Raw genomic sequence first — 26,158 nt, 5'->3', positions numbered from 1 at the left:
ATGGCGAAGCTCCTTGTACATCAAAAAAGGCAGGCTCCTAAGAAAAGGAGTCTGCCCGCCTATTAAGCTTGATGTAAAAATTTCACGCACACCGGATACGGAACAGAAACATCAGATTGGATCAGTGTGAGTCTGCCGGTTTCTTCATCTCTTTCAAACAACACGAGGTTGCCGGTTTCTTCATTTGACGCCACTAAGAATTTTTCAGAAGGGTCAAAAGAAAAATCACGCGGCCAGCTGCCTTCCGTTGACGTTCTTTCCACAAAAGCCAGCTCGCCGGAATATTGATTTACTTTAAAAACGGCAATGCTGTCGTGACCGCGATTGGCCGCATAAACAAAACGGCCGTCTTTCGATACGTGAATCGCGCTTCCTTGGCTGTTATCTGTGAAATCGTCAGGCAGAGCAGATACCACTTGGATTTCTCTGAACTCTCCAGGTGTCGGATCATATTCAAGTGCAATGACTTCATTACTGAGTTCTGTCATGATATAAGCGTATTTTTCTTTCGGATGAAAGGCAATGTGCCGAGGCCCTGCGCCCGGTGCAAAGGAATGGGTGCTGACTTCTTTCAGCTCACCGTCTTTCAGCTGGTATGTGTAAAGCTTATCAGTTCCTAAATCAACCGCCACCACATAATTATGTTCAGGTGTAAAGCCGGCGTAATGTGTATGCGGCTTCTCCTGTCTTTCGTGAGGGCCTGTCCCGCTATGGGCGGCTTCTGTTACGGCTTGTTCGAGGCTTCCGTCAGCGAGAACCGGGAAAGCGTGTACCTTTCCGCTGTGATAATTAGCTGTTAAAACAAATTGGTTTTTATCATCCACACTTACATGGCATGGGGATGGGCCGTCTATCAACTGTTGGTTCAGCAAGGTTAAATCTCCTGTTGCAGGATCAATTTGATAGGCCGCCACACCGCCCTGTCCATCGGCTTTTACGATGGAATACAAAACGCTGTTATCTTTATTCGGCGTGACATAAGTCGGGTTGCCAAGCTTTGCGGCAGTCTTAGGCTGGCTGAGTGTTTTCTTTTCAGTATCAAGCTCGAACGAATAAATTCCTTCACTGCCGCCCTTCGTATATGTTCCTATATAACCTATGTACTTTGTCATCCGTTTTTCCCCCTTCAAGTCATGTCTCCTCTATAGTAACGCATCTTGGGTAAATTTTCTGTCCAAACGATGAAAATGGGGGAATATTCTTTATTCTGTCCTCAGAAGCGGCATTGTGCAGCATCTGAATGATCCCCCAGATTTAATAATTTCAGACAGCTCCACTTTGATGACATGGAATCCTCGTGCAGCAAGCTCTTGATTGACATGATGATTTTGCGGCAGACTGAGGATGGTGTTATTTCCTAAAGAAAGCACATTCGTGCCGAGAGTGAATTGCTCGTCATCAGGTACTTCAATCAAGTCAAAACGCGCTGACAGCAGATCAAGTTCTTTTTGCCTTAAGGCAGGTGGATAAACAAGCGCTTCTTTTTCAGAAATAATATTAAAAACACAATCTAAATGCAAAAATTCTTCTCTCATCGGCACGGAGACAATTGTAAGCTCGGGAAGCGCCTGCTGTAATTGATCGACAGCGGCTTCTTCCGTCCGTTCACTAATGCCGACGTAAACGGTGTCTCCTGCCGCAATGACGTCTCCGCCTTCAATATTTGCATTCTTGATAGGAGTAAAGGGAACATTGTGTTTATGTAACAGCTCTGTCAATACGTTTTCCTCACCCTGGCGAACAGGGGCTGCCATCTGGGAGATAAATACCGTCTCGCCTATCGTAAAGCCGATATCGCGTGTAAACACTTGCTCGGGAAACTGAGATGAAACGGGCAAAAGAATGACCTCTATGTTTTGAGATTCTAACGCTGCAATCAAATGGTTGTGCTGCTTTTTGGCAATACTTACTTTGATATTGTCATTTTCGAAATGTTTTTGTGTCTCATTAATAATATCTTTGATTGTCATGTGTTCCGGACTGCAGAGGACCACCTTTTGTAAGACATCGTATTCGGTTCTGCACGCCGCTTTCGGTTCGAGTTTTGGGATGGATTGCTCCATGTGTAATCTCCTCCTGACCGTTTATGAATACGTATATTATTCCCTCACCTTACGGAAGAATAAACGTTTCAGAGAGAATACCTCACACAAAACATCTTAAATTTTAGACAAAATACAGAGAATGTTGTTTAATAGGAGAATATGACTGGTATTCAATCTTAGTGATCAGACATCAAAGGAGAGTATGGGGTATGAAGACGCCTGAATCTAAATATTGTAAAGAGACAAAAGTGGTCAAAACAAGCAGGGTGTTCCCGCTTGATACGAATAATCACAACACACTGTTCGGCGGAAAGCTGATGAGTTATATTGATGACATTGCATCCATTTCGGCCGCGCGCCATTGCAGATGTGAAACGGTAACGGCTTCAATGGACTCGGTAGATTTTTTAAAGCCGATCGGACAGCAGGACTCGGTCTGTCTGGAATCATATGTCACATGGGTAGGCACGTCTTCGATGGAGGTGTTTGTCAAAGTGATTAAGGAGCATTTAATGACAGGAGAGCGGGCTTTGGCCGCAACTTCATTTTTAACATTTGTCGCCCTTGATCCAAACGGGAAGCCGGTGCCCGTCCCGAGAATTGTGCCGGAAACAGAAGAGGAGATTATGCTTCACAATACAGCCGTTCAACGGGCGGCCGAACGGAAAAGCCGTTTAAAACACAGCCAGGCTTTGGCGAATGCCCTCGGTACGGATAAGCCTTGGTAATCCAAAGCCGCTTGTGATAAGCGGCTTTTTTGCATATTGTTAACCTATCCGGGAAATAATACAGCAACTATAAATAACGGATGGGGGTGTGCATCAGTGTTAGGGTACGTATGGGTCTTTTTGCTGAAGCCCGTCATTGTATTCTCAATTGCTTACACTCTTTTTCGGATTGCAGGGAAAAAAGCCGTTTCTCAAATGACCAATTTTGATCTCTTGTTAACGTTTGCGGTCGGAACGATTATCAGTGAACCGATACTGACATCCAAGCTCCCGATGTCGGTTTATTACGCGATCTGCTTTTTAATTTTGTATATCCTGATGAACAAACTCTCTCTCAACAATAAATGGAGATGGATGCTTGTGGTAAGTCCGACCGTTTTGATCAGAAACGGGGATATTGACGAAAGAGGATTGCGAAAAGAAAAGCTGACGATTAATGAATTGCTCGGAAAGCTGAGGGAAAAAGGCTTCGCCGATCCCGCAGATATTGACCTTGCCATTATTGAAGAAACAGGCGTAGTCAGTGTCATCCCGAAAGAGGAAGCAAGGCCGGTTCAGGTGCGTGACTTAAAAATAGACGCGGAACGGAATTTTATCCCGATTCCTCTCATACTGGACGGGGAAATTCTCGATCATAATTTAAAATATCTTAAGAAAAACCGCAGCTGGTTATTTGAAAAGCTTGAAGAAAAGGGATACTCAGCCAAAGAGCTGTCTTTGGTCACTCTCGGGGCAATGAATTCAAAAGGCGATCTCTCACTGGATTTGAATATGTCTCAGGATGCGAACACCCACGATCCCTATTTGTACAAACCGGGAAATAAAAATTAAGCCGTCTAAGGCTTTTTTTTGATTTACTATCTTGTATTACAAAGTAGCAGGTGGTAAGATTAATGTATCTTGTAATACAAGATACCAGAAAAGGAGCATGGCCATGAGTTCAACACAAATGCTGAAAGGAATACTAGAAGGCTGCCTGCTGGCTGTCATAGCGGAAGGAGAGATTTACGGATACGAAATGACCAAAGTGCTTGCACATTATGGTTTTGACAACATTAGCGAGGGAAGCATTTACCCTATATTGCTCCGGATGCAAAAGGAGAAATGGGTCCAAACGGAATTGAAAGCATCTGCAAACGGACCGAAACGCAAATACTACACACTGACTGAGAAGGGGCAAGCTGAATTAATAGAGTTCACAGAACGCTGGAATCAGCTGTCCGCCAGCGTGCACGCCCTGATAAGAAAGGATGAGAAGTGATGCTGTCCAAAGAAACGACACAATACTTGAACGATGTACGAGTGTACTTGATGACGACAGGAAAAAGCGAAAAAGAAGTACAAGAAATCTTGGATGAAATGACAGTTCATGCAATAGAAGGGGAAAAGGAAGGCAAAACCGCGGCCGAACTGTTCGGGCATTCTCCGAAACAATACGCTCAAACGCTTTCTAAAGAACTTCCAAATCACCTTAAAGAGAGTCTGAGCTTGGCTTTTTCAATGTTTGTAGGTATTCTTTCTTATTTTGTATTAAACGACGCTCTTTCCGATCAATTAGATTATTCTCTATATAAGCTGGCGGGCTATCCGCTGTGCGTCTTGGTCGATATGATTTTATTAATCTTGGTTTTACGGCTGACTGTCGGTAAAAAGAAAAGCTCTTTTCTTTGGCTGTATGCTTTCGGAATGACTTCGGTCGCATTGCCCGCTCTCATGATGTTACTCGATAAGGTTTACGGCACACCAGCAGTGTCAGTTGGACAAACCGGCCGCTGGATCGTCACGGCTGCCGCTGCTCTCGTCATCATTGGGCTTTGCTTTCGGGCCGGGGCAAAACTGCCGGCGGTTCTACCGATATTTGTCATTATTACGCATGTTCTGTTTGACGGCTTAAAATGGACTTCTAACGAAGCTCAGATTATACAAAGTTTCCTGCCATTCGTGCTGCTTATCATACTATTACTGATAGAGAATAAACGGGCAAATGCTGCCTCAAGAAGTTAATACGTTTCATCGTCTCTCTTTTCGTGGAATAAGAAGGGGAAAAGGAGGAATATTGCGATGGAACAGAATCTTGTCTTTTATGATGCACAATGTCCGCTCTGCCGCAGTTTGAAAGCCGTTTTGAAAAAGCTGGACTGGGCGCAGCGTTTACGATGGTTTCCCGTTCAGGAGATCGACCAGTCAACTTATGAAAAAGCGCTGAAATACAAAGATGTGTATGATGAAATACATATGCTGACAGCGAACAACGTCATGCTGAAAGGGTTTTACACCGTGAGAAAAATTTTGTCTGTTTTGCCGCTGACAGCGCCGCTCGGCTGGCTTCTCTATTTGCCTTTCGCTGATAAACTCGGAAAACCGCTATATCAATTTATCTCCAGACACAGATATCAGTGGTTTGGCCGACTGCCTTACACCCCTTCTGCATAGAACGGGGTGTATTTTTTAGAAACAAAAAGGATTTTCCGGCGTTTTGTATAAATGTAATGGAGAAAAAGGAGTGAAAGCTATGAAAGACTTGGCCATCCGTGACGATATGGCACCGACAGTAAGCCTGTTGTATTCTGCAGCGGAAGAAAATATGACCCGTCTATTCTCCATTGTTAACCATATGACCCTGGAACAGCTTGATTACAAAGGACGAAGCAAAACAAAAAACAGCACTGCCCAGCTTCTGCACCATATCGCAAATGTCGACATCAGATGGGTGTGGCGTATAAAGGAAAATCGGATTCCGGAGCACATTATAAAACTGTACGGGCCAATGATCAATGAAAATGGACGTTTGCCTGAAGTTAAAGGCCAGCCCCTTCATTATTATTTGAACCGCCTCCAGCACGTATTAACCGAGCTCAGGAACGTGTGCGTCACTTTAAAGGAGGCTGATGTAAACCGGGAGCTTTCTTACGATAAAGACACAGCAACCATCCGCTGGGGCATTTGGCATATGGCGGATCACAATCGCTATCATCAAGCCCATATTGAAGCCTTAAAAGCAGAATGGAGAATGGACATGACGGAAAATGCCCTCTGAAATGAGACTGACGACGGACCGAATCCGTTTACGCAGCATGGAAGACCGTGACAAAGAACATTTGCTGAGGTTATTTACCGATAAAGAGGTGATGAAGTATTACCCGGGCGTCAAAAACGAACGAGAAACTCAGGAGTGGATTGACTGGAACAAACGGAATGAAAAAGGTTATCGTGTCAGTCTGTGGATAGCGGAAGACAAACGGACGGGTGAATTTTTAGGCCAATGCGGCATTGTTCCTCAGAGGATAGGCCATGAAGTATATATGGAAATCGGATACATGTTTGCCCGGCGGCACTGGGGGAAAGGCTATGCGACAGAAGCAGCACGAGGCTGTCTTGACTATGGCTTCAATGCATGTCAATACGGTAAAATGATCGCGCTTATCGATCCTGAAAACACCTCTTCGATCCGTGTAGCAGAAAGAATTGGGATGGCATATAACCGCACTATTGAGAAGCGGGGAAAATCCCTTTGTGTTTATGAAAGAAAATCTTCCGATTGAAGAAGGCGTTAAGGTATAGTATGATACTAACAGACGAAGTTTTCTAGGGTTCCGTATGTCAATCTGACATAGTCTGGTCCGAGAGAAAACACATATGTGTCAGATTTGCGGACGCATATGCACACGGAGGGAGAAAAGCCCGGGAGAGTCAATCTCATAAGAGATTACCGCCCGGGTTTTTTCTGTTTTCTCAGGGAACCATATAGGACATAAAGAAAGGATTGATGATAAATGAAATGGGGTTTAGTCATTTTGGCCGCATTCTTTGAGGTCATTTGGGTGGTTGGCTTAAAGCACGCGGATTCTGCTTTGACTTGGACCGGGACGGCTATCGGTATTATAGTGAGCTTTTACTTATTAATGAAGGCGACAAACAGCCTGCCGGTAGGTACGGTATATGCCGTGTTTACGGGCCTTGGGACAGCTGGGACAGTGCTTTGTGAAATCATTTTGTTTCACGGAGAGGTTAAATTTGCAAAGCTGGCCTTAATAGGGGTCTTGCTTATCGGAGTGATCGGTTTGAAACTGGTGACACAGGATCAGCCTGATAAAGAAGGGAGCAAAGCCTAATGGCGGCATGGATCAGTTTATTATTCGCGGGCCTTTTGGAAATGCTCGGCGTTACACTAATGAATCAATTTCAAAAAGATAAAAGCCTGAAATGGCTGCTGTGCATCATTGTCGGCTTTGCCGCATCTTTTTCATTGCTGTCTTACGCGATGGAAACCATTCCGATGGGCACTGCCTACGCCGTCTGGACAGGCATTGGCGCGGCGGGCGGCGCATTAGTCGGCATCCTGTTCTACGGAGAGCCGAAAGACGCGAAACGGATTTTCTTTATTGCGCTCATTTTATCCTCGGCCGTCGGATTAAAAATTCTGTCGTAAATTGATTTTTATCAGATCTTCAGTATAATGGATAATTAGTTTACGAATTACAAAGATAAGAGGGGTTACACATGAAATCATATATGACCCACCGGTTAAAGGAATACCGAGAAGGAAATGAAAATAAAGGGCGCCTGCTTGTCAGCTGTCCCGATCAGCCTGGAATTGTCGCTGCTGTTTCGGCTTTTCTGTTTGAACACAGAGCGAACATTATAGAGTCGAATCAATATACGACTGATCCTGAAGGCGGACGCTTTTTTCTCAGAATCGAATTCGACTGCGACGGCATTCGCGAGAAAAAAGAACAATTAAAACAGGCATTTGCATCTATCGCTGAGCCGTTTAATATGACGTGGAGTTTAACGATGGCAAGTGAATTAAAACGCGTCGCTATTTTCGTTTCAAAAGAGCTTCACTGTCTGCATGAACTGATTTGGGAATGGCAAAGCGGGAATTTATTGGCCGAAATCGCGGTTGTCATCAGTAACCATGAAGATGCAAGAGAGCTGGTCGAACCGCTGAACATCCCATTCCACTATATGAAAGCGAACAAAGATATCAGGGCCGAAGTTGAAAAGCAGCAACTTGAATTGCTTGATCAATATGGCATTGATGTCATAGTTCTTGCCCGTTATATGCAAATTTTGACGCCGGACTTTGTTTCTGCTCATCCGAACCGGATCATTAACATCCATCATTCCTTCCTGCCCGCCTTTATCGGAGCCAATCCGTATAAGCGCGCCTATGAACGGGGCGTTAAATTAATCGGTGCCACGTCCCATTATGTGACAAATGATCTTGATGAAGGCCCGATCATTGAACAGGATATTGAGCGCGTCGATCACCGCGACAACACAGACGCTTTGAAAAACATTGGCAGAACGATTGAACGCAGCGTTTTGGCCCGAGCTGTGAAATGGCATTTGGAAGACCGCGTTATCGTTCATGAAAATAAAACGATTGTTTTCAATTAAGATGAACAGTCCGTCCGAGAGGCGGGCTGTTTTATCTTATTGACAAATAATTCTTGACAAGAGTCTTTTTTCTTTGCATAATATAAAAAAATCATTGAGCGTTGAAGAGGACTAGTATGCAGATCTTTCTGTGACAGAGAGCAAAATGACTGGCTGAAACATTTTGCCGCATGAAACCTGCTGAACCTGCCTCGGAGTCTTAGGGGGAAAACCTAGGCGCATAACCTGGCGTTACAGGGAAGCGGAATATGTGTGAAGCATGTTCAAACAAGGTGGTACCACGGAAAGCCCATTTCGTCCTTATATGAGGATGAAATGGGCTTTTTTATTGCAATGATGGCGTTAGAAGCCACGGAGGTAAGAAAATGAAAAAACAAAGAATCGTTGTGAAAATCGGAAGCAGTTCCCTCACCAATAGCAAAGGGAGCATTGACGAGGCGAAAATCGCTGAGCATGTCCAGGCTATTTCTTTTTTGAAAAAGGCTGGGCATGAAATGATTTTAATCACATCTGGAGCGGTGGCGGCCGGTTTTTCAAGCCTCGGCTACCCGGCGCGGCCCGTCACGATTAAAGGCAAGCAAGCGGCAGCCGCAGTCGGTCAGACCCTCCTAATGCAGCAATATATGAATCAATTTAAACAGTATTCTCTTACTCCGGGACAAATCCTTTTGACGAGAAATGATTTTTCGAAAAGAGAACGGTATCGAAACGCGTATGCGACCATAATGGAATTAATTGAACGAGGCATTGTGCCGATCATTAATGAAAATGATTCAACGTCTGTTGAAGAGCTGACCTTTGGTGATAATGACATGCTTTCAAGTTTGGTCAGCGGTTTAATTCACGCCGATCAGCTGATGATCCTCACCGATATTAACGGGCTTTACGACGCCAATCCGAATGACAACCCCGAGGCGAAGCGATTTGACTATTTGGCTGACATCACTCCCGAATTATTGGGCTATGCGGGCTCGACAGGCTCTAAAGTCGGCACGGGAGGCATGAAATCTAAGCTTTTGGCCGCAAAAACGGCTCTGTCCCTCGGCGTGAAGGTCTTTATCGGAACAGGCAAAGGTGCTCATAAACTGTCTGATATTTTAAACGGGAACGGAGACGGCACATATGTCGGCGATCAAGACTTATCATCTGTGAACAACAGAAGGCAGTGGATTCAGTTTCATTCTCCTATTTCAGGAAAAATCATCATCGACGGAGGGGCCGAGCAGGCAATGGCCTATAAAGGTGGCAGCCTTCTGCCGGCAGGCGTGGTTGATGTGAGAGGCAGTTTTTCAAAAGGAGCCGTTGTGGAAGTGATGGGACCAGGCGGAATAATCGGCAAAGGCCAAACATATTACTCATCCGAGGAAATTATGGCGGTGAAGGGAAAACGCAGTGATCAGCTTGATTACACAAAAACGTATGAGGTCATACACAGGGATGACTGGGTCAATCTAAAAGAGTAGGGGGCGTAAACATGAGTGAAGTAGTTATAAAAGCGAATCTGGCGAAGGAAGCAGCAGCCGACATGATCTTAAAAACAACGCAGGAGAAAAATGAAGCGCTGCGTATTATTGCAGGAGGCCTTCGGAATGAGATTCAATTTTTATTAACAGAAAACACAAAAGACATCGAAGCCGGAAAAGAAAAAGGCTTAACACCGGACGTGCTTGATCGGCTGACCTTAGATGAAAAACGCATACTTGACATAGCTGACGCAGTTGAACTGCTCGTCGGCTTAGAAGACCCAACCGGTGAAAAACTGGAAACAATCGAAAAAGACAACGGCCTGTTGATTGAAAAAGTCCGTGTTCCGCTCGGAGTTGTCGGTATGATTTATGAAGCCAGACCGAATGTGACCGTTGATGCAGCGACTCTGTGCCTGAAAACAGGAAACGCTGTCGTTCTCCGTGGAAGCTCTTCCGCGATTCACAGCAATAAAGCACTTGTCCGTGTGATTCACAGCGCTCTTGAACAATCGGCGCTGCCGGTTCATGCGGTTCAGCTGATAGAAGACACAAGCAAAGAGACAGCCAAACAGCTGTTTACATTAAATGATGGGCTGGATGTGTTAATTCCGCGCGGAGGCAAAAACCTGATTGATTTGGTGGTAAGAGAGTCAACAGTGCCCGTTTTAGAAACCGGCGCCGGCAACTGTCATATTTTCATAGATGAATCAGCAGACCGCAAAATGGCGGAAGAAATTGTCGTAAACGCCAAAACCCAGCGCCCTTCCGTATGTAATGCGATTGAATCCTTACTTATCCATCAAAAGTGGGCGGAGCAGCATGGCAAGGAACTGCTGGATCACCTGGAAAAAGCAGGTGTGGAAATTCGCGGCGATGAATTCATCTGTAAGCTCCATCCTTCAAGCGTTAAGGCTGATGAAACGGATTGGGAAACAGAATATCTGGCGAAGGTACTCAGTGTCAAGACAGTTGAGGATGTACAGGGAGCCGTCCGCCATATTCAAACGTACGGCACAAACCATTCTGAAGCGATTTTGACTGAAAACGATAGGAACGCCTCTTATTTTCAAACTGCAGTGGATGCAGCCGCTGTTTACCATAATGCGTCAACCCGTTTTACAGACGGTTTTGAATTCGGGTACGGCGCGGAAATCGGCATCAGCACGCAAAAGCTTCATGCGAGAGGGCCGATGGGGCTTCCTGCTTTGACTTCAACAAAATATTTTATCAAAGGAAACGGACAAATACGTGTGTAAATCAAGTGTGGCAAAAACTTATCCCTGCGAGGGATAAGTTTTTTTGTATGAGAAAAAATTGACACATGCATTTACATTGTGTACAATTAAATTGTGGACGATATAAGAGGAGGATAAAACAATGACAAATACATTATTTACGGCATCGGTTTCTGCTGTCGGAGGAAGAGAAGGAAGAATCGTTTCATCTGATCGGGTTCTTGAGCTGGACGTGGCAATGCCGGGTACGCCAAGAGCAAAAAAAGTAGAAAAAGCGACAAACCCTGAACAGCTGTTTGCTGCGGGATATGCGGCATGCTTTGACAGCGCCCTTCAGCTTGTGGCCAGAAAAGAACGCCTTAAAATTGAAACAGAGGTCACAGCGAATGTCAGCCTTTTAAAAGACGAAGAAGATCAAGGGTTCAAGCTAGGCGTGACATTACAGGTGAAAGGCATGGGAATCGCCAAATCAGATCTAGAAACACTTGTTCAAAAAGCGCACGGAGTCTGCCCGTATTCAAAAGCAACCTCCGGCAACATTGATGTCACTCTTGTTGTGGCTGAATAAATAAATGAGGATGCCCTCCAAAAGAAGGCATCCTCATTTTTCATTATGCAATGTTTCCAATAAATTGTAGAGAGACGTTTTTAACTGTCTTAATTCGTCTTCAGATTGACCTGTATGCCCAAGCATGGCGGCGGGAATATCAGCCGCTTCACCTTTCAGCGACTTTCCGGCCTCTGTCATTTTGATGGTCACCGACCGTTCATCTTCAAGAGATCGCTCTCTTACAATCAGTCCATTCTGTTCCATCCGCTTCAGCATAGGAGTCAAAGTACCGGAATCCAAATACAGCAGTTCGCCCATTTTTTTCACATTCAGCTCTTCATGCTCCCATAATAAAAGCAGCGCTAAATATTGCGGGTATGTCACATTCAGCTTATCCAGAAGAGGCTTGTACTGTTTTGTCATTTCCCGTGAACTTGCGTAAAGCAAAAAACAAAGCTGATTTTCAAGTTTCATATGTTCAAATTCTTTTTTTGCCATCATTCTTCACCAACTCTTTATAACGTTATTTTCTATTGTAGCTGAAATTGCGCTTTTTTCCTATTTTTGCACCGGATATTCGTTGTCCAGGTTTAAAAACGGTCAAAAGGGAAATATAACAATTAAGAACAATGAGGAGGTATAATCACATGGGATCACTATTTACAGCAAAAGCAACCGCTAAAGGCGGAAGAGCAGGCCATATTAAATCAGATGACGGCGTACTGGATTTTAATATCGTAATGCCGAACGCAAAAAAAGACGGAGAAACAGGAACAAATCCTGAGCAGCTGTTTGCAGCGGGATATGCAGCATGCTTTGGCGGAGCCCTTGAGCATGTTGCCAAGGAACAAAAGATTGACATCGATTCAGAAGTGGAAGGCCAAGTCAGCCTCATGAAAGATGAAAGTGACGGCGGCTTTAAAATCGGAGTGACACTTGTTGTCAGCACAAAAGGGCTTGACGAGGGAAAAGCTAAAGAACTTGTGGAAGCAGCCCATGATTTTTGTCCGTATTCGAAAGCGACAAGAGGAAATGTTGATGTCCAATTAAAATTAAAATAACAGCTTGATCCTAACATCCTGAGCCACTTTCTCAGGATGTTTTCTTATGCAGAACAAAACCAAAAGTAATGATCTCTGCTTCTAAAGAATATTATACGGTATAGACTCTTCCAGTATGGAACACCATGAGAAATGAGGGAGAAATTATGTCTCTTCCAAACATACCCAATATCACCCCGGGCATTTCACTCACCAGATGCGAAACCCTGAACCTCCTTCTTTCATCCGTTGCCATGGAAGAAATAGGACTCTCCGCTATTTTACAGGCAGAAGCAGAAAAAATTCAAACCTGCCTGTCGGCTGAAAATCATCCTCCTTTTCATGAATTATTAGAGATGAATAGAAGCGTAGAACGGCTTTTGCGCACCGTTATGAAATCCCAGCTGCTATTGCAAACAAAGCTGGAGGACATCATTTATCTGCAAGAATCTGAAAGCTGCATAGATCCTGAAGATCCCGGCGAACCTGAAGACCCAGAAGATCCTGAAGATCATGGAGATCCTGAAGATCCTGGCGATCATGAAGACCATGGAGATCATGAAGATCATGAAGACCCTGAAGACTCTGATGATCCAAACGATCTGGATGATTCAGAGCCCCCTCACAGACATGATCCATGTGACGATTTATTTTACGGCCGCATTGATTGCTGTGAGTGTGAAGAATGTGAGGAATGCGATGAACAAAAGTGATTCAATAGAGGGCGGGAGGTGACCGGAGTGCCGCATCCAGACATGAAAAAAGCCCGCCATCAAACCGTCAAAGCACTTCATTGCCTCACCGTTGCCCTATTAAGGCTGTTAAGTACAACCATCAATACAAGGGTAAACACGAGGGTAAACACAAGTTTTAAAGAAGAGGTCCGGCTGTTTTCTGTGTTATGTCAGTGGCAAAAAGAGACGGGCGGACGGCTGCTTTTGATGATCAGTAATGAAAGAGAAGATGTATGTTTATATAGGCAGCATGTGAAAAAAATGCGGTGCCTCATGAAACATACCAAGCATTTCATCACAGAATGCCCGCCATCCTTTAAACAGCATCCCGCCACAAATCTCGCCATTTGGCATATCGAAGAATGGCTGGAGGGAGAAAATAAACAGACGGCAGAAGCCGCTATAAAGCAGTGCGGGCGCAACTATACTTTCAGTAAAGGAAAGCCCGCTCCCCCTTGGTTTAATCAACAACTTCTATACAGAAAAAGGTGAGACTGATGAATGAAAAAACGGAACCCAAGCTGACATTGTGCATGATTGTGAAGAATGAAGAGCGGCATATATCCCGTTGTTTATCAAGTGTACAAGATATTGCCGACGAGATTGTGGTTGTCGATACGGGTTCAGAAGATCATACCGTTCAAATTTGCAAAAGCTTTAATGCAGAGGTGTACAGCTATGCATGGGAAAACGATTTTGCAAAGGCGAGAAATGCCGGGCTGCAGCACGCTAAAGGAGACTGGATTTTGTTTTTAGACGCAGATGAAGAACTTGATCAAGAGACAGGAAGCATATTGCCGTCGTTATTACATGATGACCTTCCTTCTCTCGGACTTTTAAAAATCATCAGCTATACAGGAAAGCAATGGGATGAAAATGAAGCGTTCGAAAGTATGCAGACGAGGCTGTTTCGCAATCATCAGGGCATTTCTTTTAAAGGGAAAATTCATGAAACATTAGATTTAGAAGAAGGGGAAGATCATACTGCTTATTTTTCTCTTCCATGCAACATTCATCATTACGGCTATTTAGACCAAGAAGAGAAATGGAAACAAAAGCATAAGCGAAATATAAGCATCTTAAATGAAGAGTTTTCACAAAAAACATCTGACCCATGGCTTATCTATCATTTGGCAAGTGAATGCTACAGAGTGAAAGAATACGAAAAAGCGCTGCATCTGGTGAATGGATCAATTTTTCAATTTTTAAGCGAGCAGCGGATGCCGCCATCCCTTCTTTACTTTTTAAAATATACCATTTTGCTGGAACTGAAACGGTACGAAGAAGCGGAGCAAGGCATTGACAAAGCCCTTCAGCTCTATCCTGACTATGTCAACCTGCATTTCTGTAAAGGGGTTATTTTATATCATTTAAACAAATACAGGGCGGCGATTAAAGCGTTTGAGATAAGCACACAAACAGAAAGCAAACATATTGAGCACATCATATTAAAAGGAGCATCCGATTTTAGGGCATTTTATTACATGGGGGCTTGCCATGCTGAATTAAATCATGACATGACGGCAATCGCCTATTTAAAAAAGGCTGTCAAAATCAATCCCCGGTTTAAAGATGCCCAAACGCTCCTCTCCCAATTAAAAAAGGATCAGCGCACAAGAGCCTGATCTTTTTTTCTTTTTCATTTAGGATAAACGGATAATGGACAGCGCAGCTCCTGCACTTCCGCCGAGAAGGGCGGCGGCTCCTAACAAACCGAAAAGCTGAAGCTGGATTGTGCTTCCCGCGGCAAGAGTGGTGATAAAGGAGTTGTTGAAATTAGATAAAGGAACGGCCGGAGAAATAATAGAACTTGTAAAGGCTGAGCCGTTAATTAATATTCGGGAGCTTACAAGCAGACCTGCTGTCAAATTGATTTGATATGAAATATAATAACGCCCTGCAGGTCCCACAGTAAAGACAGTGTTAGCGCCATTCACCGTAATGTCAGCAGAGAGGTTTTGATCGCTAGGCAGGGGAATGGTGGTGCCGCCTGCAACAACGGCTATTAAGCCGCCAGTAGTATTACTTGCGAAGCCGGAAGTTGCGGTCAAGCCTGTGCCGGTAATGCCAGTCGGTCCGGTCACCCCTGTAGCGCCGGTAAAGCCGGTCGGCCCAGTGATGCCTGTGGCACCAGTAAAACCGGTTGGTCCGGTTACGCCTGTCGCTCCTGTTACCCCGGTTACCCCCGTAGCGCCAGTAAGGCCAGTAGGCCCAGTAATCCCCGTCGGTCCGCTGACCCCTGTAGCACCAGTCGTACCCGTCACGCCCGTTGGTCCAGTCACCCCAGTTATGCCGGTAATTCCCGTCGGTCCGCTGACCCCTGTAGCACCAATCGTACCCGTCACGCCCGTCGGTCCGGTGGCACCAGTGACCCCTGTGGCGCCAGTAATACCGGTCGATCCAGTAACCCCGGTTACGCCTGTGATACCCGTCGGTCCGGCTGAAGCCAAGAGGGTATAATCAGCAGAAGCGTCTGGGAAGCCTGCGGGGGAAGCAGTATTCACCACGTATGAACTTCTGTTGTACAGCACAACTTGCCCGACCGTGTAAGTAGGGGCAACAAGCGGATCAAATACAACGATTCCTTGTAAACCGGCTCCGGTTACCCCCGTCGGCCCTGCAAGCGTAGGGATATTTGCAATACTGTCCAACTTTGATCCAAGCAGCAACTCTTGTTTCATTAAGCTATCCAGCGTGTCTCGGACGCTGGCACTCATGTTAAGAACATCGTCAAGTGTAGAAGGCGGACCTGTCAGGCCGGGAAGGGTCCCGAGCGTGTATTGGATTTTTTCCCCTTCGGCGTTGAGAATATGGGCCATCCCCAGTTCTTCCATTGCAATTGAAGATAGCAAAAGGTTGATGGTATCATCTCTCGAAAGTGTAACGACCGGAGTAATATTAGGAAAATTAGGTTGTGACATCATGTCCCTCCTTATCAAAAAATAGTCAATGTGGGGTGAAGTCTTTTTAAGCCGCGGTTCAATGAGAATTTTGTCCCTGTTATTTGCGTGAACGCACTGCTATACATGTATATTCATCGAATATGTCCATATTTCAGGTCTGCTTCTTCATTTATAAAACGCCTGCTTGTAACAGCAGGCGTTTAATGGATGGTATCAGTATTCTTTTTTATTGGAAAAAGCTTGCCAAGCCTTAAAAGGAGATAAGTGTTCCGAAAGATAAACTTGACGGAATGGTATAATCCTTTCTGGCAGCGGCTTTTCAATTTCATCATATATAAATGAATCATCAAATCCGGCGTTTGCTGCATCAGTATGCTCAGAAGCATAATAAACCGCCTTTGGCCTAGCCCAATAAATAGCGCCCAAACACATTGGACAAGGCTCACAGCTTGTATAGAGAATACAATCATCGAGCTGATAAGACCCAAGCGCTTTACATGCGTTTCTGATCGCCGTTACTTCCGCATGGGCTGTCGGATCATTGCTTGTTGTCACATTATTTTGCCCCTCCGCAATAATCTTTCCGTCCTTTACTATAACTGCTCCGAAAGGACCGCCGACCCCGGCATTCACCCCTTCAGCAGCCAGCTCGACAGCACGTTGCAAGAACTCGTTATGATTCATCCAAAAACCCCTCCAGTTGATCGAATAATATAAGTATAGCCGAAATGAAATTGAAAGAACATTCTCGAAAAAGGATAAAAGACACAAACATTTTAGAACATTTATTACAATAAGAAATAGGAGGAGGGAGAAGATGTTAACTTTGTATATCGTCAGACACGGCCAGACGGAATGGAATACGGAGCACAGAATGCAGGGCTGGCAGGACTCTGATTTAACAGCAGAAGGATTAAGGCGTGCCCGCGCACTTGGAGAACGGCTGAAACATACAGACTTTCAAAAGGTTTACATAAGTACAAGCAAACGAACAGAAGATACAGCGAAAGCCATATTAGGCAATCGCCAGGTGCAGCTCGAAAAGGAAGATCTATTTAGAGAAATGTCGCTCGGAACATGGGAAGGAAAGAAGCAAGAAGACATTGAAAAAGAAGAACCTGAACGCTTGCATGCTTATTTTCATCAGCCTACAGCATATCAGCCTGCAGACGGGGAAACCTTTGCGGACCTTCAACAAAGGGTTAAATGTGCTCTTCACATGCTGACAGACCGTCATCAGTCAGGCAATGTCCTGCTGGTGACCCACTCTGTCTTTATTTTAATGCTGCTGAATATTGTGAAGAAGCGGGGAATCTCAGAGGTGTGGAATTCCTCTTACATACATGATACGTCACTGACACTTTTAACAATTGATGCAGCCGGAACGATAACAATTAAAAAAGAGGGGGATGGGGAGCACCGGGAAAGTACTGTCTCTCTATAGAAAACAGCATGTCGACAAACCCCCGCATTTCAAATAAAAAGGAGGCAACGGCTAAAGCACGGGGCTCTGCCCGAACGCCGTTATCACCTCCTGTGAAAGTCCGCTCGATTAAACACGCGGAAAGACGGACAAAAGCCAGATCATGTATCATGACCTGGCTTTTGTCATAGCAGAAACCATCCGCTTGGCGGATGATTTCTGGCAAATATCTTTATACGAGCTGACTTTGCTTCGCTCTCGCTTGTTTGGCCGCTTCGACCATATTTTTTAGTGCTGCGATGGTTTCTTCCTGATGTCTTGTTTTCAATCCGCAGTCAGGGTTAACCCAGAAACGGTCTGTCGGACAGACAGTGAGCGCTTCGTCGATGATTTTGTAAATTTCTTCAGTCGGCGGTACACGCGGACTGTGAATGTCATATACGCCCAGCCCGAGTCCTTTCAGGTAAGGGTGGTCTTTCAAGTAGTCTAAGAATCCGCCATGGCTTCGGCTGTGCTCAATTGTGATGACATCCGCATCAAGGTCATTAATCGTGTCCACAATATCTTCAAAGTTGCTGTAACACATATGCGTATGAATCTGTGTATCATTTTTCACGGCAGACGTTGTTAGCCTGAATGCCTCGGCAGCCCACGTCAAGTATTCTTCCCAATCGTTTTCTTTTAATGGAAGGCCTTCGCGCAGAGCAGGCTCATCCACTTGGATAATTTGAATGCCCGCATCCTCCAAAGCTTTTACCTCTTTACGAAGCGCCAGCCCGATTTGGAAGGCGATTTCTTTTCTTGAAATATCGTTCCGAGGGAATGACCAGTTTAAAATCGTAACAGGACCTGTCAGCATTCCTTTGAGTTGCTTGGATGTTAACGATTGGGCGTAAACTGTGTCTTTCACCGTCATCGGTTCGATAAATTCAACATCCCCGTAAATAACTGGCGGACGTACGCAGCGTGATCCATATGATTGTACCCAGGCGTATTTTGTAAAGGCGAAGCCCGCAAGCTTTTCACCGAAGTATTCGACCATATCAGTCCGCTCAAACTCCCCGTGAACAAGGACATCGAGATCCAGTTCTTCCTGAATGTCAATCCATCTTTTTGTCTCAGCGTTGATGAATTCCTGATATTGTTCATTAGACCATTCGCTTTTACGCCATTTTTGGCGTGCGCTCCGGACCTCAGCAGACTGAGGGAAGCTTCCGATCGTTGTTGTCGGGAGAAGCGGCAGACCCAATGATTCATTTTGTATTTTCAAGCGTTCCTCAAACGGGATCGGACGCTTGAAGTCTTTTTCAGTTAATTGATTAAGCTCTTGCTTTTGCTCAGAATTTGCGCCTGTCGCAAACTGTTTCAATGCCTGCAGATCAGCTTTAGCCTGTTGAATGTCTGCGCTGATGGCTGCTTTTCCTGACAGCAGCCCTTCCTTCAATGCAGAAAGCTCAGCTAACTTTTCTTTCGCGTAAGACAGACCGTTCAGCAAATCTTTTTCCAAGTGTTCGTCAGGGTGTTTCGCAACGGGAACATGAAGCAGGCTGTTAGAAGGCTGAATCCACAGTTCATCAATATCCGTGCTGCTGAGAAGGGCGAGGATCGCGTCCAGCCGTTCGTCAAGGTCAGTTTTCCAGATGTTACGTCCGTCAATCACGCCTGCTGCAAGCACTTTATCTTTCGGGAAGCCGTGCGCTTTCAGCTGTTCAAGATTTCGGCCTTTATCATGTACAAAATCAAGCCCGATTCCTTGGACTGGGTATGAAATCAATTCTTCATAAGCATCAACCGAATCAAAATAAGTTTGCAGAAGCACGTTAAGTCCGGAAAGCTCGGTTGTAATGGCTTGATATAGCTCTTTCGCTGCTGAAACATCTTCAGAAGAAGCTGTCACAAGCGCTGGCTCATCAATTTGAACCCATTGTACGCCTTCTTGTTCAAGTTCTTTTAAAAGCTGGACATAAAGCGGAACAAGGCGCTTTTGAATCTCTTTTGCTTCTGATTGCTCGTAGCCCTTAGCAAGCGTGACAAAGGTGTAAGGACCGACGATCACCGGTTTTGTTTCTACGCCAAACGCCTGTTTAACCCGGCGGTAGTCTTCAAGCTGTTTATTTCTGGTGAGTCGAAATTCAATATCCTTGTTATATTCAGGAACGATGTAATGGTAGTTTGTATTAAACCACTTTGTCATTTCACTTGATACAGCGTCTTTAATACCGCGTGCAAGGGCAAAATATGTATCTGTAGCGTCTGTTACATGTCTGAATCGTTCTGGAATCCAGTTGAAGCTGATCGCTGTGTCCAATACATGGTCATAGTGGGTGAAATCAGAAACTGGCACAATATCAATCTTTTGGTCAATCTGCGTTTTAACAGCAGTTAAAAACAATTCATCCATTTGTTTGAGGAACGTGTCCTTGTCGCTATTTCCTTTCCAGAAAGCTTCAAGCGATTTTTTCCATTCTCTGTTTAAACCAATTCTCGGAAAACCCAGATTCGATGTTTTGATCGTTGTCATTATTATTTTTCCTCCTTTTATATAAAACACTCTTTTCCCCGATAAAAAGGGGTCAAGAGGTTTTCTAACAATCGAAACAAAAAAGCCTCTTTCCCAAGAGAGAAAGAGGCTTTTATTCAAACGTCAGCCTCTCTTATCTCTCAGATAAATCTGATGGAATTAGCACCGTGCCTTAAAGAGACAAATGTCTCGGCGCGAAAATCAGTGCGCCCCATTTCACAATGGTATTACGGTCGGTTGCTGTTGGGGTCAAAAGGCCAATCCCTCGCCCAACTCTCGATAAGAGAAAATCTTATTAATTTTTAGAAAAGTTAAATCATTTGTTGGTAATCTTAACAGCTTTTCAAATTCATTGTCAATAAAAATTCGAAAATTCATTTCGAACTTTTTGGCAACGTTTGAAACAGGATAGAAGGATTACCAACGAAGTATATTATCGTGAAAAAATAAATCTATAGAGACAATAAGTGTGCCTGCTCTGCTTTTTCCGATAAAACATCAGGCGCGGTCAAATAGAGAAATCCATTGCCGGCCAGTGTTTTGGAATATTGAAGCGGCAGAGTGCGGCGCACAAGCTGCGCATAAATTTCAGACTCTGACAGCGTTCTTTGGAACGCGTCTTCTTCAAATCCTTTAATCAAAGCAAGCGCTCCGCTGACGTGGGGGGCGGCCATTGAAGTGCCTGTCAGTTTTCCATACTTCTTATTCGGAAGAGTGGACAAAATATTTTCCCCGGGAGCAACAAGGTCGATTTCTTTATTGGCGTTTGAAAATTCTGACGATTCACGCGCGACCGATACAGATCCGACGGCGATGACTTCGTTATAAGCGGCTGGATAAGAAAGCTCTTCAGTACGCTCATCTCCGTCACCTTCGTTCCCGGCGGCGCAAACGACAAGCACTCCGTTTTTCACGGCGTTTGAGACGGCTTCCTGCAGCTCAGGCACATCACTCGGTCCGCCGAGCGACATAGAGATAATATCAACCTTTTGCTCCACAGCATAGTTAATGCCGTTGATAATCCACTCGTACTGTCCGCTTCCGCTTTCGCCTCCCAGAACTTTAACGATTAAAAGGCTTGCTTCCGGTGCGACACCTGCGATGCCGCCGTTTGAATCATTAGCGGCGATCGTTCCTGCGACGTGTGTTCCATGGCCGTTGTAATCAGAAATGGCGTCTTCCTTGCCGCCGTCATCGTCAGTAAAGTTCTTGCCGCCGATGATCTGATTTTTTAAATCAGGATGCTCCGTATCGCAGCCGGTATCCAGCACAGCGACCGTCACATTCTTCCCTTTAAACCCTTTCTCCCACAATTCTGGCGCCTTAATCACTTTAATACCCTCTGGAAGCTCGTTCACATCCATAATCTTCTCATTTGTGACATACGGGATCAAGCGGATTTCACCATTCATAAAAAAGCCCTCCTTTTTTATGCTTGCAAGTGGATACAAGGGTGTTGCTTCCATTATATGAAAATAGAATAGAAACGGATAGAGTCATTTGAATTATTTTGAAAATAGAGAAAAGAAGAAAATGAACTAAATATTTTGAAAATAATGTATTTTAAGAGAAAAACAGCAAATTAAGGAAGGACTATAGATATGGCTGGGATTCAGCTCTTTGTCGAGTTATAATAGATTTTGGGAAAGGAGCAAAGCAATGAAACTGAATGAGAAATTATTTACGTTTTTTTCTGACCATGTTGAACAAATGGCTAAAGAATGGATCGACACAATGGAAGAAACCGATCCGGATTCTATCTATGCCTTAAAAGATCCAGTTGTGGTTGAGGAACTGACTGAGCAGGATAAAGAGTTTTACAGAAATCTCAACCAAATGTATATTAAGCCTGAAAAAGAATTTCTGCAAGTATTTCAAGAATGGGTTATCGAACTCACAAACGATCAGAAACATCTAGATACGCCTGTCCAATACGTAATCCGTGAATTTATGAGAAACCGGACATTATATAAGAAGTATTTTGACACGTTTGTTGCATCGAACTCATCTGAGTTTGCAGAAGGGGAAAGTAAGAAGTGGGCTGATTTGATTGTAAAGGTGTTTGATTTTACGATCTATACATTTGTGGATCATGCTGAGAAAAATGCTAAAAAACAATTAAATGCGCAGAGAGAAATGATTTTAGATTTAAGTTCCCCTGTCATTACTCTCAGCCAAAGAACTGCTCTCCTTCCGCTTGTAGGGGATATTGATACCGAACGGGCAAAATTCATACTTGAAAATACGCTTGACGCCTGTGCGAAAAGACGTGTTGAGCATTTATTAATCGACCTTTCAGGTGTGGTGGTTGTGGATACGATGGTGGCCCACCAAATTTTCAAATTAATCGAGGCGCTTACTTTGATCGGTGTCAGCTCTACTTTGTCAGGAATAAGGCCGGAAATCGCCCAGACGGCTGTCCAGCTGGGGGTTGATTTTACGAATATCAAAATCAAAGCCAACCTTGCTCAAGCTCTCAACTATGATAAATAAGGTAATCACAATATGAAAAAGCCACTATTTTAAAATAGTGGCTTTTTCACGTCAAGAAAAGCATAAAGAGATAAAAAAGCTAACGCTGAACAGTAAAAGCACCAGAAAGAAAAACAGCCAATCACGGGGTGCGACCGTAAGGGTTCTGTAGTACGTCCGATTCCGGATGCCGGTAAAGCCTTTAGATTCCATCGCAATTGCCGTCCGTTCAGCTTTTCTGATGGCGCTCGCCAGTAAAGGAATCGTATATCGCTTCATAGCTGCGAGCTTTTCCCGCAATCCGTTTTCGGACGCGCCGCCTCTGATTTTGTGCGCCTGCTGAATGATCTGAACTTCGTCTTTTAACAGCGGAAGAAAACGAAAGCCTGCGATAATGCCGTACGCAAGCTTCGGCGAAAGCCTGCACTGCTGAACAAGGCTGAGCATAAATAATATCGGATCAGTCGTGAAAATAAACATCATGGAAAGGGCCGAAAAGCATAAAATACGAAAACCGAGTGAAATGCCTACCAAAGCATTTTCGCGGTTTATTTCAAAAGGGCCGGCTTCAAATAATAAATTGTCAGCGGTCGTCGGCACTTTACCGAAGACTGCCGCTGTCCACATACATCCGGCTGCCAAAATCAGAAAGGGGATCGTAAACAGGAGCCATTTTTTCAGAGAAATTCGTGCCGCCGACAGAACCCCGACTACGATAATCACATAAAAACATGCTGGAGTGTAGGGGTTATAAATGAACGACAGCATCACCACACAGCAAAACACAGCAGCAGCTTTTATTGTCGGATTAATGGTTTGTAATTGCTGGTTCATAATGTTCCTCCTGCTGTTTATGGTGCAGCCATTCATATTGAAGCGGCCATGCCAGTTTTGCTTGTTGAACAATTTCATTCTGCTCTGAAAATAACGGCGCCGGAGCCCCTTGATAAACCAATTTTGTGTCGTGAAGCACAAGAACGTTGTCGGCAAAAGCTGAGACAAGCTCCATGTCATGTGTAATCATCAAAACAGCTGTTCCGGCCGCCTGGATGCTTTCAATCAGCTCCATACATTCCGCAGCGGTTTTCGCATCTTGCCCGAAGGTCGGCTCATCCAAAAGTAAAATCTTCAGGTCGTGCATCATCATAGTGGCGACGCTCAGCCGCCGTTTTTGCCCCTGGCTTAAAGCGAAGGGATGATGGGTGAGAACATGGTCAAGGCCGAAACGCCGCAAAAGATCATGCGCTTTTTCGGCTGCATCCTTTTGGTGTTTATGTCCGAAGACCAGCTCGCCAAATACCGTATCAGCGACAAACTGATGCTCGGGGTTTTGAAAAACAAATCCCATCTGCCTTCGCAACTCGTTTTCAGAAAAAGAATGAAGCGGTTTGCCGAACAGGCGAATTTCGCCGCTTTTCGGTTTATAGAGCCGTGCGAGAACTGATAAAAGCGTTGATTTTCCCGTTCCGTTCGGTCCGACGACAGCCGTCAATGATCCCGCGCGAAGTGAAAAGCTGATGTCTGAGAAGATCGCCCGCTGCCCTCTTGAAAACGAAAGCCCGTTTACCTCTAACACATCCTCAGTCAGAGGGAGGTTCTTGCCTTCTTTGAAAGCGGGAAACGGCTGTGTAAACAACATCTCTTTCGACAAAGTAAATGGTACGCTCAAGCTTTCCTGCATGGCTGCGACATGAGGAATGGCAACGCCGATCTTTTTCAGTTCTTCTGAACGGAATTGAAAGATATCCGGTGTTTCACCATCCATCACTTTCTGCCCCGATGCGTCAAGCACAATTGTCCGTTCCGCCCAAGGCGCCCACTCGTCAAGCTGGTGCTCAATGACGAGAAGCCCGAAGCCCTTTTCCTCCTGCAGCTCCTTTATTATGTGAACAAAGCTGCGTGCTGAATGAGGATCAAGCAGAGAAGTCGGTTCGTCCAGAATAATAAGATCAGGTTCCATCGCCAAAATACAAGCCAGCGCGACTTTCTGCTTTGTTCCCCCGGACAGGGCTGAGATAGTTTGACCCTTCAAGCCGGTTAAATCGAGTTTTACTAATACATCGTCGATTCTCTCTTTCATTTCTTCCTTGGGCATTTGCAGGTTTTCCAACCCAAAAGCGATTTCATCTTCAACCGTGAGCATGCAAAACTGCTGGTCTGGATCTTGAAAGACCACCCCGATATGTAAAGAGGGCTTTTCTGCTGCTTGAAAATCTTCAATGTTTTTTTGGAAAAGTGAGATGCGCCCAGTCTGCGTTGCATCACAAGCTTCTGGGTAAAGGCCGTTTATACAGAGGGCCAGCGAGCTTTTGCCGCATCCGCTAGGCCCGAGCAATAGTGCCCGTTCTCCCTTTTGAATCTGAAACGACAAGTCTTTAAAAATTGGCTTTTCATCTTCCTCGTAGGAAAAAGTCAGCCGGTCGATGCTGAGGAGTTCATTAGAATCCTGCATGCTGGGACACCTGTTTCCGTTTCTTCTTCAGTTCTTTTCCGAACGCCATGCCGTTTAATACGCCGGTGTAGGCGAGTGAGTCACTGATAACTTTTCCGAGAAGGCCTGCAAGCAGCGCTCCGGAAAACAGACGAATGATGAGCATGAGCAGTAAATAGCCTGGCGACAGTGCAGCATATCCGGCCACGAATAGGTCATAAATAAAGCTTGTCACTGACGAGCCCATCCCTGCAAGAAGGAGAATAGGGAGAGAATACACTCTCCAGCGCGCGGCAAGAAAGACCGCTTCAGCGCCAAGACCTTGAACAAGTCCCACCACAATCACCATCGGACCGGACGGATTGCCGAGCAGGCATTCAACAAACGCGGCAATGGTTTCTGAAATGAGCGCCGCGCCGGGTTTTCTGATGATATAAGCGGCAATAATAGAAACGATAAACCAGATGCCGTAAATCGGTTCATAGCCCATCGGACCGAAGAAACCTGCAAGCACATTTCCGAAATGCGTAAATAATAAATAAATAACGGCAAATACAACACTGATGACAGACATAACAACGATTTCTCTAACCTTCCAGCTTTTCATTTGATCCCTGCTTTCTTGACGGACTGTTTGCCGAGAAGTTCACAGTCATCGTCACATGGTTTGTTTTTTCTTCTGCGAGCCGGAATGCGGCCTCCAATGTGCGGAACACATCGTGAGCGTCTCCATCAAGCTCGCTTGCATAATGCACACCCTGCACAAAAGTGCCTTGCGCTTTAGCGATATCGACCGCTTCTGAAATAATGCCCATATAATCCGGTTCATTCATTGGATAGAGCGCAAACTGACATGGGGCCTCCGCTTGGATCTCACGGGTATTTTCGTCATTCAATCTTTTGTCATCTTCAAAAAGAAACGAATCACCCTGTGTATCACCCGGGCAGCCGATAGAAAAGGTTCCGTTCATGACGATGTGTTTTCCGCTTTTGGCTGCGTGAAGGTATACAGCTTTGGCGGCGTCAAATACATGATCCATTTTCCCGCGAAAGCATGTGCTGATATGATCTGTTTTCTGCCAAACCTTTGATGTATCGGTTTCCTTCAGCGCCAACATGATCACATTGATAAAATCATCTGTCATCGGGTATAAAGAAAATCGAAAACCGGCGATTCTGCTTGTGCCGCATACGTTGTTCATTTCTC

The 26,158-nt window shown here is 44.9% G+C and carries 30 protein-coding genes, 2 riboswitches and 1 other annotated feature; of the genes, 19 read left to right on the top strand and 11 right to left on the bottom strand.

The window, feature by feature from the left end:
- Positions 1–62: 62 nt before the first annotated feature.
- Together GXP75_RS02955 and GXP75_RS02950 are read right to left on the bottom strand one after the other, a co-directional pair.
- Positions 63–1,112 (bottom strand): lactonase family protein, encoded by a 1,050-nt coding sequence (locus GXP75_RS02955; RefSeq protein ID WP_242556094.1) that lies wholly within the window; start codon positions 1,110–1,112, stop codon positions 63–65.
- A gap of 90 nt (positions 1,113–1,202) precedes the next feature.
- The gene (locus GXP75_RS02950) at positions 1,203–2,063 is read right to left on the bottom strand and encodes a dimethylarginine dimethylaminohydrolase family protein (protein ID WP_214915071.1); all 861 of its coding nucleotides are present in this window, start codon (positions 2,061–2,063) and stop codon (positions 1,203–1,205) included.
- A gap of 191 nt (positions 2,064–2,254) precedes the next feature.
- Here GXP75_RS02950 and GXP75_RS02945 point away from each other — a divergent pair, with 191 nt between their 5' ends.
- The 13 genes from GXP75_RS02945 to GXP75_RS02885 all read left to right on the top strand — a co-directional run bounded on the left by GXP75_RS02945 (position 2,255) and on the right by GXP75_RS02885 (position 11,445).
- A complete protein-coding gene (locus tag GXP75_RS02945; protein WP_061571337.1) occupies positions 2,255–2,773 on the top strand; it encodes an acyl-CoA thioesterase in 519 nt (172 codons plus the stop codon).
- A 96-nt stretch (positions 2,774–2,869) separates the two neighbouring features.
- Positions 2,870–3,604, top strand: a complete 735-nt coding sequence (locus tag GXP75_RS02940) for a DUF421 domain-containing protein (protein ID WP_150223534.1) — start codon at positions 2,870–2,872, stop codon at positions 3,602–3,604.
- A 103-nt stretch (positions 3,605–3,707) separates the two neighbouring features.
- Positions 3,708–4,034 (top strand): PadR family transcriptional regulator, encoded by a 327-nt coding sequence (locus GXP75_RS02935; RefSeq protein ID WP_061571339.1) that lies wholly within the window; start codon positions 3,708–3,710, stop codon positions 4,032–4,034.
- On the top strand, positions 4,034–4,777 hold the full coding sequence (locus GXP75_RS02930) for a DUF1129 family protein (protein WP_106045150.1): 744 nt from the start codon (positions 4,034–4,036) through the stop codon (positions 4,775–4,777). Before GXP75_RS02935 ends, GXP75_RS02930 begins: the two co-directional genes overlap by 1 nt.
- Positions 4,778–4,834: 57 nt before the next feature.
- Positions 4,835–5,206, top strand: coding sequence for a thiol-disulfide oxidoreductase DCC family protein (locus tag GXP75_RS02925; protein ID WP_003327393.1), 372 nt, complete (start codon positions 4,835–4,837; stop codon positions 5,204–5,206).
- 79 nt (positions 5,207–5,285) lie between these two features.
- Positions 5,286–5,810 carry a DinB family protein gene (locus GXP75_RS02920; protein ID WP_214915386.1) on the top strand — a complete coding sequence of 175 codons (525 nt, stop codon included), beginning with the start codon at positions 5,286–5,288 and terminating at the stop codon, positions 5,808–5,810.
- Positions 5,800–6,315, top strand: coding sequence for a GNAT family N-acetyltransferase (locus tag GXP75_RS02915; RefSeq protein WP_214915068.1), 516 nt, complete (start codon positions 5,800–5,802; stop codon positions 6,313–6,315). The genes GXP75_RS02920 and GXP75_RS02915 overlap by 11 nt, the downstream gene beginning before the upstream one ends.
- 32 nt (positions 6,316–6,347) lie before the next feature.
- Positions 6,348–6,463: riboswitch (guanidine-I (ykkC/yxkD leader) on the top strand.
- A gap of 83 nt (positions 6,464–6,546) precedes the next feature.
- On the top strand, positions 6,547–6,885 hold the full coding sequence (locus GXP75_RS02910; RefSeq protein ID WP_003327390.1) for a DMT family transporter: 339 nt from the start codon (positions 6,547–6,549) through the stop codon (positions 6,883–6,885).
- Positions 6,885–7,202, top strand: coding sequence for a DMT family transporter (locus GXP75_RS02905; RefSeq protein WP_003327389.1), 318 nt, complete (start codon positions 6,885–6,887; stop codon positions 7,200–7,202). The genes GXP75_RS02910 and GXP75_RS02905 overlap by 1 nt, the downstream gene beginning before the upstream one ends.
- A 71-nt stretch (positions 7,203–7,273) precedes the next feature.
- Entirely contained in the window at positions 7,274–8,176 is a 903-nt protein-coding gene (gene purU, locus GXP75_RS02900; RefSeq protein WP_061571343.1) for a formyltetrahydrofolate deformylase, read from the top strand.
- Positions 8,177–8,268: 92 nt separating this feature from the next.
- Positions 8,269–8,481 (top strand) — a binding site (T-box leader).
- 60 nt (positions 8,482–8,541) lie between these two features.
- On the top strand, positions 8,542–9,639 hold the full coding sequence (gene proB, locus GXP75_RS02895; RefSeq protein WP_242556093.1) for a glutamate 5-kinase: 1,098 nt from the start codon (positions 8,542–8,544) through the stop codon (positions 9,637–9,639).
- Positions 9,640–9,650: 11 nt separating this feature from the next.
- Positions 9,651–10,898 (top strand): glutamate-5-semialdehyde dehydrogenase, encoded by a 1,248-nt coding sequence (gene proA / locus GXP75_RS02890; protein ID WP_242556092.1) that lies wholly within the window; start codon positions 9,651–9,653, stop codon positions 10,896–10,898.
- Positions 10,899–11,019: 121 nt separating this feature from the next.
- On the top strand, positions 11,020–11,445 hold the full coding sequence (locus GXP75_RS02885; RefSeq protein ID WP_003327384.1) for an organic hydroperoxide resistance protein: 426 nt from the start codon (positions 11,020–11,022) through the stop codon (positions 11,443–11,445).
- Between the two features lie 33 nt (positions 11,446–11,478).
- On the opposite strand, the gene GXP75_RS02880 is transcribed toward GXP75_RS02885, so the two are convergent.
- The gene (locus tag GXP75_RS02880) at positions 11,479–11,925 is read right to left on the bottom strand and encodes a MarR family winged helix-turn-helix transcriptional regulator (RefSeq protein WP_223251891.1); all 447 of its coding nucleotides are present in this window, start codon (positions 11,923–11,925) and stop codon (positions 11,479–11,481) included.
- Positions 11,926–12,074: 149 nt separating this feature from the next.
- Between GXP75_RS02880 and ohrB the strand changes: the two genes are divergently transcribed.
- The 4 genes from ohrB to GXP75_RS02860 all read left to right on the top strand — a co-directional run bounded on the left by ohrB (position 12,075) and on the right by GXP75_RS02860 (position 14,826).
- Positions 12,075–12,488 (top strand): organic hydroperoxide resistance protein OhrB, encoded by a 414-nt coding sequence (gene ohrB / locus GXP75_RS02875; RefSeq protein WP_061571347.1) that lies wholly within the window; start codon positions 12,075–12,077, stop codon positions 12,486–12,488.
- A 146-nt stretch (positions 12,489–12,634) separates the two neighbouring features.
- Positions 12,635–13,180, top strand: a complete 546-nt coding sequence (locus GXP75_RS02870) for an alpha-helical endospore appendage domain-containing protein (protein WP_242556091.1) — start codon at positions 12,635–12,637, stop codon at positions 13,178–13,180.
- 27 nt (positions 13,181–13,207) lie between these two features.
- Positions 13,208–13,693 (top strand): hypothetical protein, encoded by a 486-nt coding sequence (locus GXP75_RS02865; RefSeq protein WP_242556090.1) that lies wholly within the window; start codon positions 13,208–13,210, stop codon positions 13,691–13,693.
- 5 nt (positions 13,694–13,698) lie between these two features.
- The gene (locus GXP75_RS02860; protein ID WP_242556089.1) at positions 13,699–14,826 is read left to right on the top strand and encodes a glycosyltransferase family 2 protein; all 1,128 of its coding nucleotides are present in this window, start codon (positions 13,699–13,701) and stop codon (positions 14,824–14,826) included.
- A gap of 18 nt (positions 14,827–14,844) precedes the next feature.
- Here the strand turns inward: GXP75_RS02860 and GXP75_RS02855 are convergent, their stop codons facing one another.
- Both GXP75_RS02855 and guaD read right to left on the bottom strand, forming a co-directional pair.
- Positions 14,845–16,122, bottom strand: a complete 1,278-nt coding sequence (locus GXP75_RS02855; protein WP_242556088.1) for a BclA C-terminal domain-containing protein — start codon at positions 16,120–16,122, stop codon at positions 14,845–14,847.
- 195 nt (positions 16,123–16,317) lie between these two features.
- Complete coding sequence (guaD, locus tag GXP75_RS02850; RefSeq protein ID WP_242556087.1) at positions 16,318–16,788, bottom strand: guanine deaminase; 471 nt, start codon at positions 16,786–16,788, stop codon at positions 16,318–16,320.
- 133 nt (positions 16,789–16,921) lie between these two features.
- On the opposite strand from guaD, the gene GXP75_RS02845 reads away from it, so the two are divergent.
- On the top strand, positions 16,922–17,548 hold the full coding sequence (locus GXP75_RS02845) for a histidine phosphatase family protein (protein ID WP_242556086.1): 627 nt from the start codon (positions 16,922–16,924) through the stop codon (positions 17,546–17,548).
- Positions 17,549–17,759: 211 nt separating this feature from the next.
- Here GXP75_RS02845 and metE read toward each other — a convergent pair whose 3' ends face one another.
- Positions 17,760–20,048 (bottom strand): 5-methyltetrahydropteroyltriglutamate--homocysteine S-methyltransferase, encoded by a 2,289-nt coding sequence (gene metE, locus GXP75_RS02840; RefSeq protein ID WP_242556085.1) that lies wholly within the window; start codon positions 20,046–20,048, stop codon positions 17,760–17,762.
- 130 nt (positions 20,049–20,178) lie between these two features.
- Positions 20,179–20,334: riboswitch (SAM riboswitch) on the bottom strand.
- A 166-nt stretch (positions 20,335–20,500) separates the two neighbouring features.
- Positions 20,501–21,460, bottom strand: a complete 960-nt coding sequence (locus GXP75_RS02835) for a S8 family peptidase (RefSeq protein WP_106045139.1) — start codon at positions 21,458–21,460, stop codon at positions 20,501–20,503.
- A gap of 247 nt (positions 21,461–21,707) precedes the next feature.
- Here GXP75_RS02835 and GXP75_RS02830 point away from each other — a divergent pair, with 247 nt between their 5' ends.
- On the top strand, positions 21,708–22,541 hold the full coding sequence (locus GXP75_RS02830) for an STAS domain-containing protein (RefSeq protein ID WP_003327371.1): 834 nt from the start codon (positions 21,708–21,710) through the stop codon (positions 22,539–22,541).
- A gap of 51 nt (positions 22,542–22,592) precedes the next feature.
- On the opposite strand, the gene GXP75_RS02825 is transcribed toward GXP75_RS02830, so the two are convergent.
- From GXP75_RS02825 to GXP75_RS02810, 4 genes are read right to left on the bottom strand one after another with little or no spacing between them, the layout of a single operon-like run.
- Complete coding sequence (locus GXP75_RS02825; RefSeq protein WP_242556084.1) at positions 22,593–23,354, bottom strand: energy-coupling factor transporter transmembrane component T family protein; 762 nt, start codon at positions 23,352–23,354, stop codon at positions 22,593–22,595.
- Entirely contained in the window at positions 23,329–24,972 is a 1,644-nt protein-coding gene (locus tag GXP75_RS02820; protein WP_242556083.1) for an ABC transporter ATP-binding protein, read from the bottom strand. The genes GXP75_RS02825 and GXP75_RS02820 overlap by 26 nt, the downstream gene beginning before the upstream one ends.
- On the bottom strand, positions 24,959–25,558 hold the full coding sequence (locus tag GXP75_RS02815; protein ID WP_242556082.1) for an ECF transporter S component: 600 nt from the start codon (positions 25,556–25,558) through the stop codon (positions 24,959–24,961). The genes GXP75_RS02820 and GXP75_RS02815 overlap by 14 nt, the downstream gene beginning before the upstream one ends.
- A complete protein-coding gene (locus GXP75_RS02810) occupies positions 25,539–26,153 on the bottom strand; it encodes a YkoF family thiamine-binding protein (RefSeq protein WP_214915029.1) in 615 nt (204 codons plus the stop codon). Before GXP75_RS02810 ends, GXP75_RS02815 begins: the two co-directional genes overlap by 20 nt.
- Between the last annotated feature and the right edge of the window lie 5 nt (positions 26,154–26,158).

This window comes from Bacillus sp. HU-1818 (assembly GCF_022695965.1).
Classification (GTDB): Bacteria; Bacillota; Bacilli; order Bacillales; family Bacillaceae; genus Bacillus; species Bacillus atrophaeus.
Note: the sequence above shows the minus strand (reverse complement) of the source record. Positions and strands in the feature narration are given on the sequence as shown.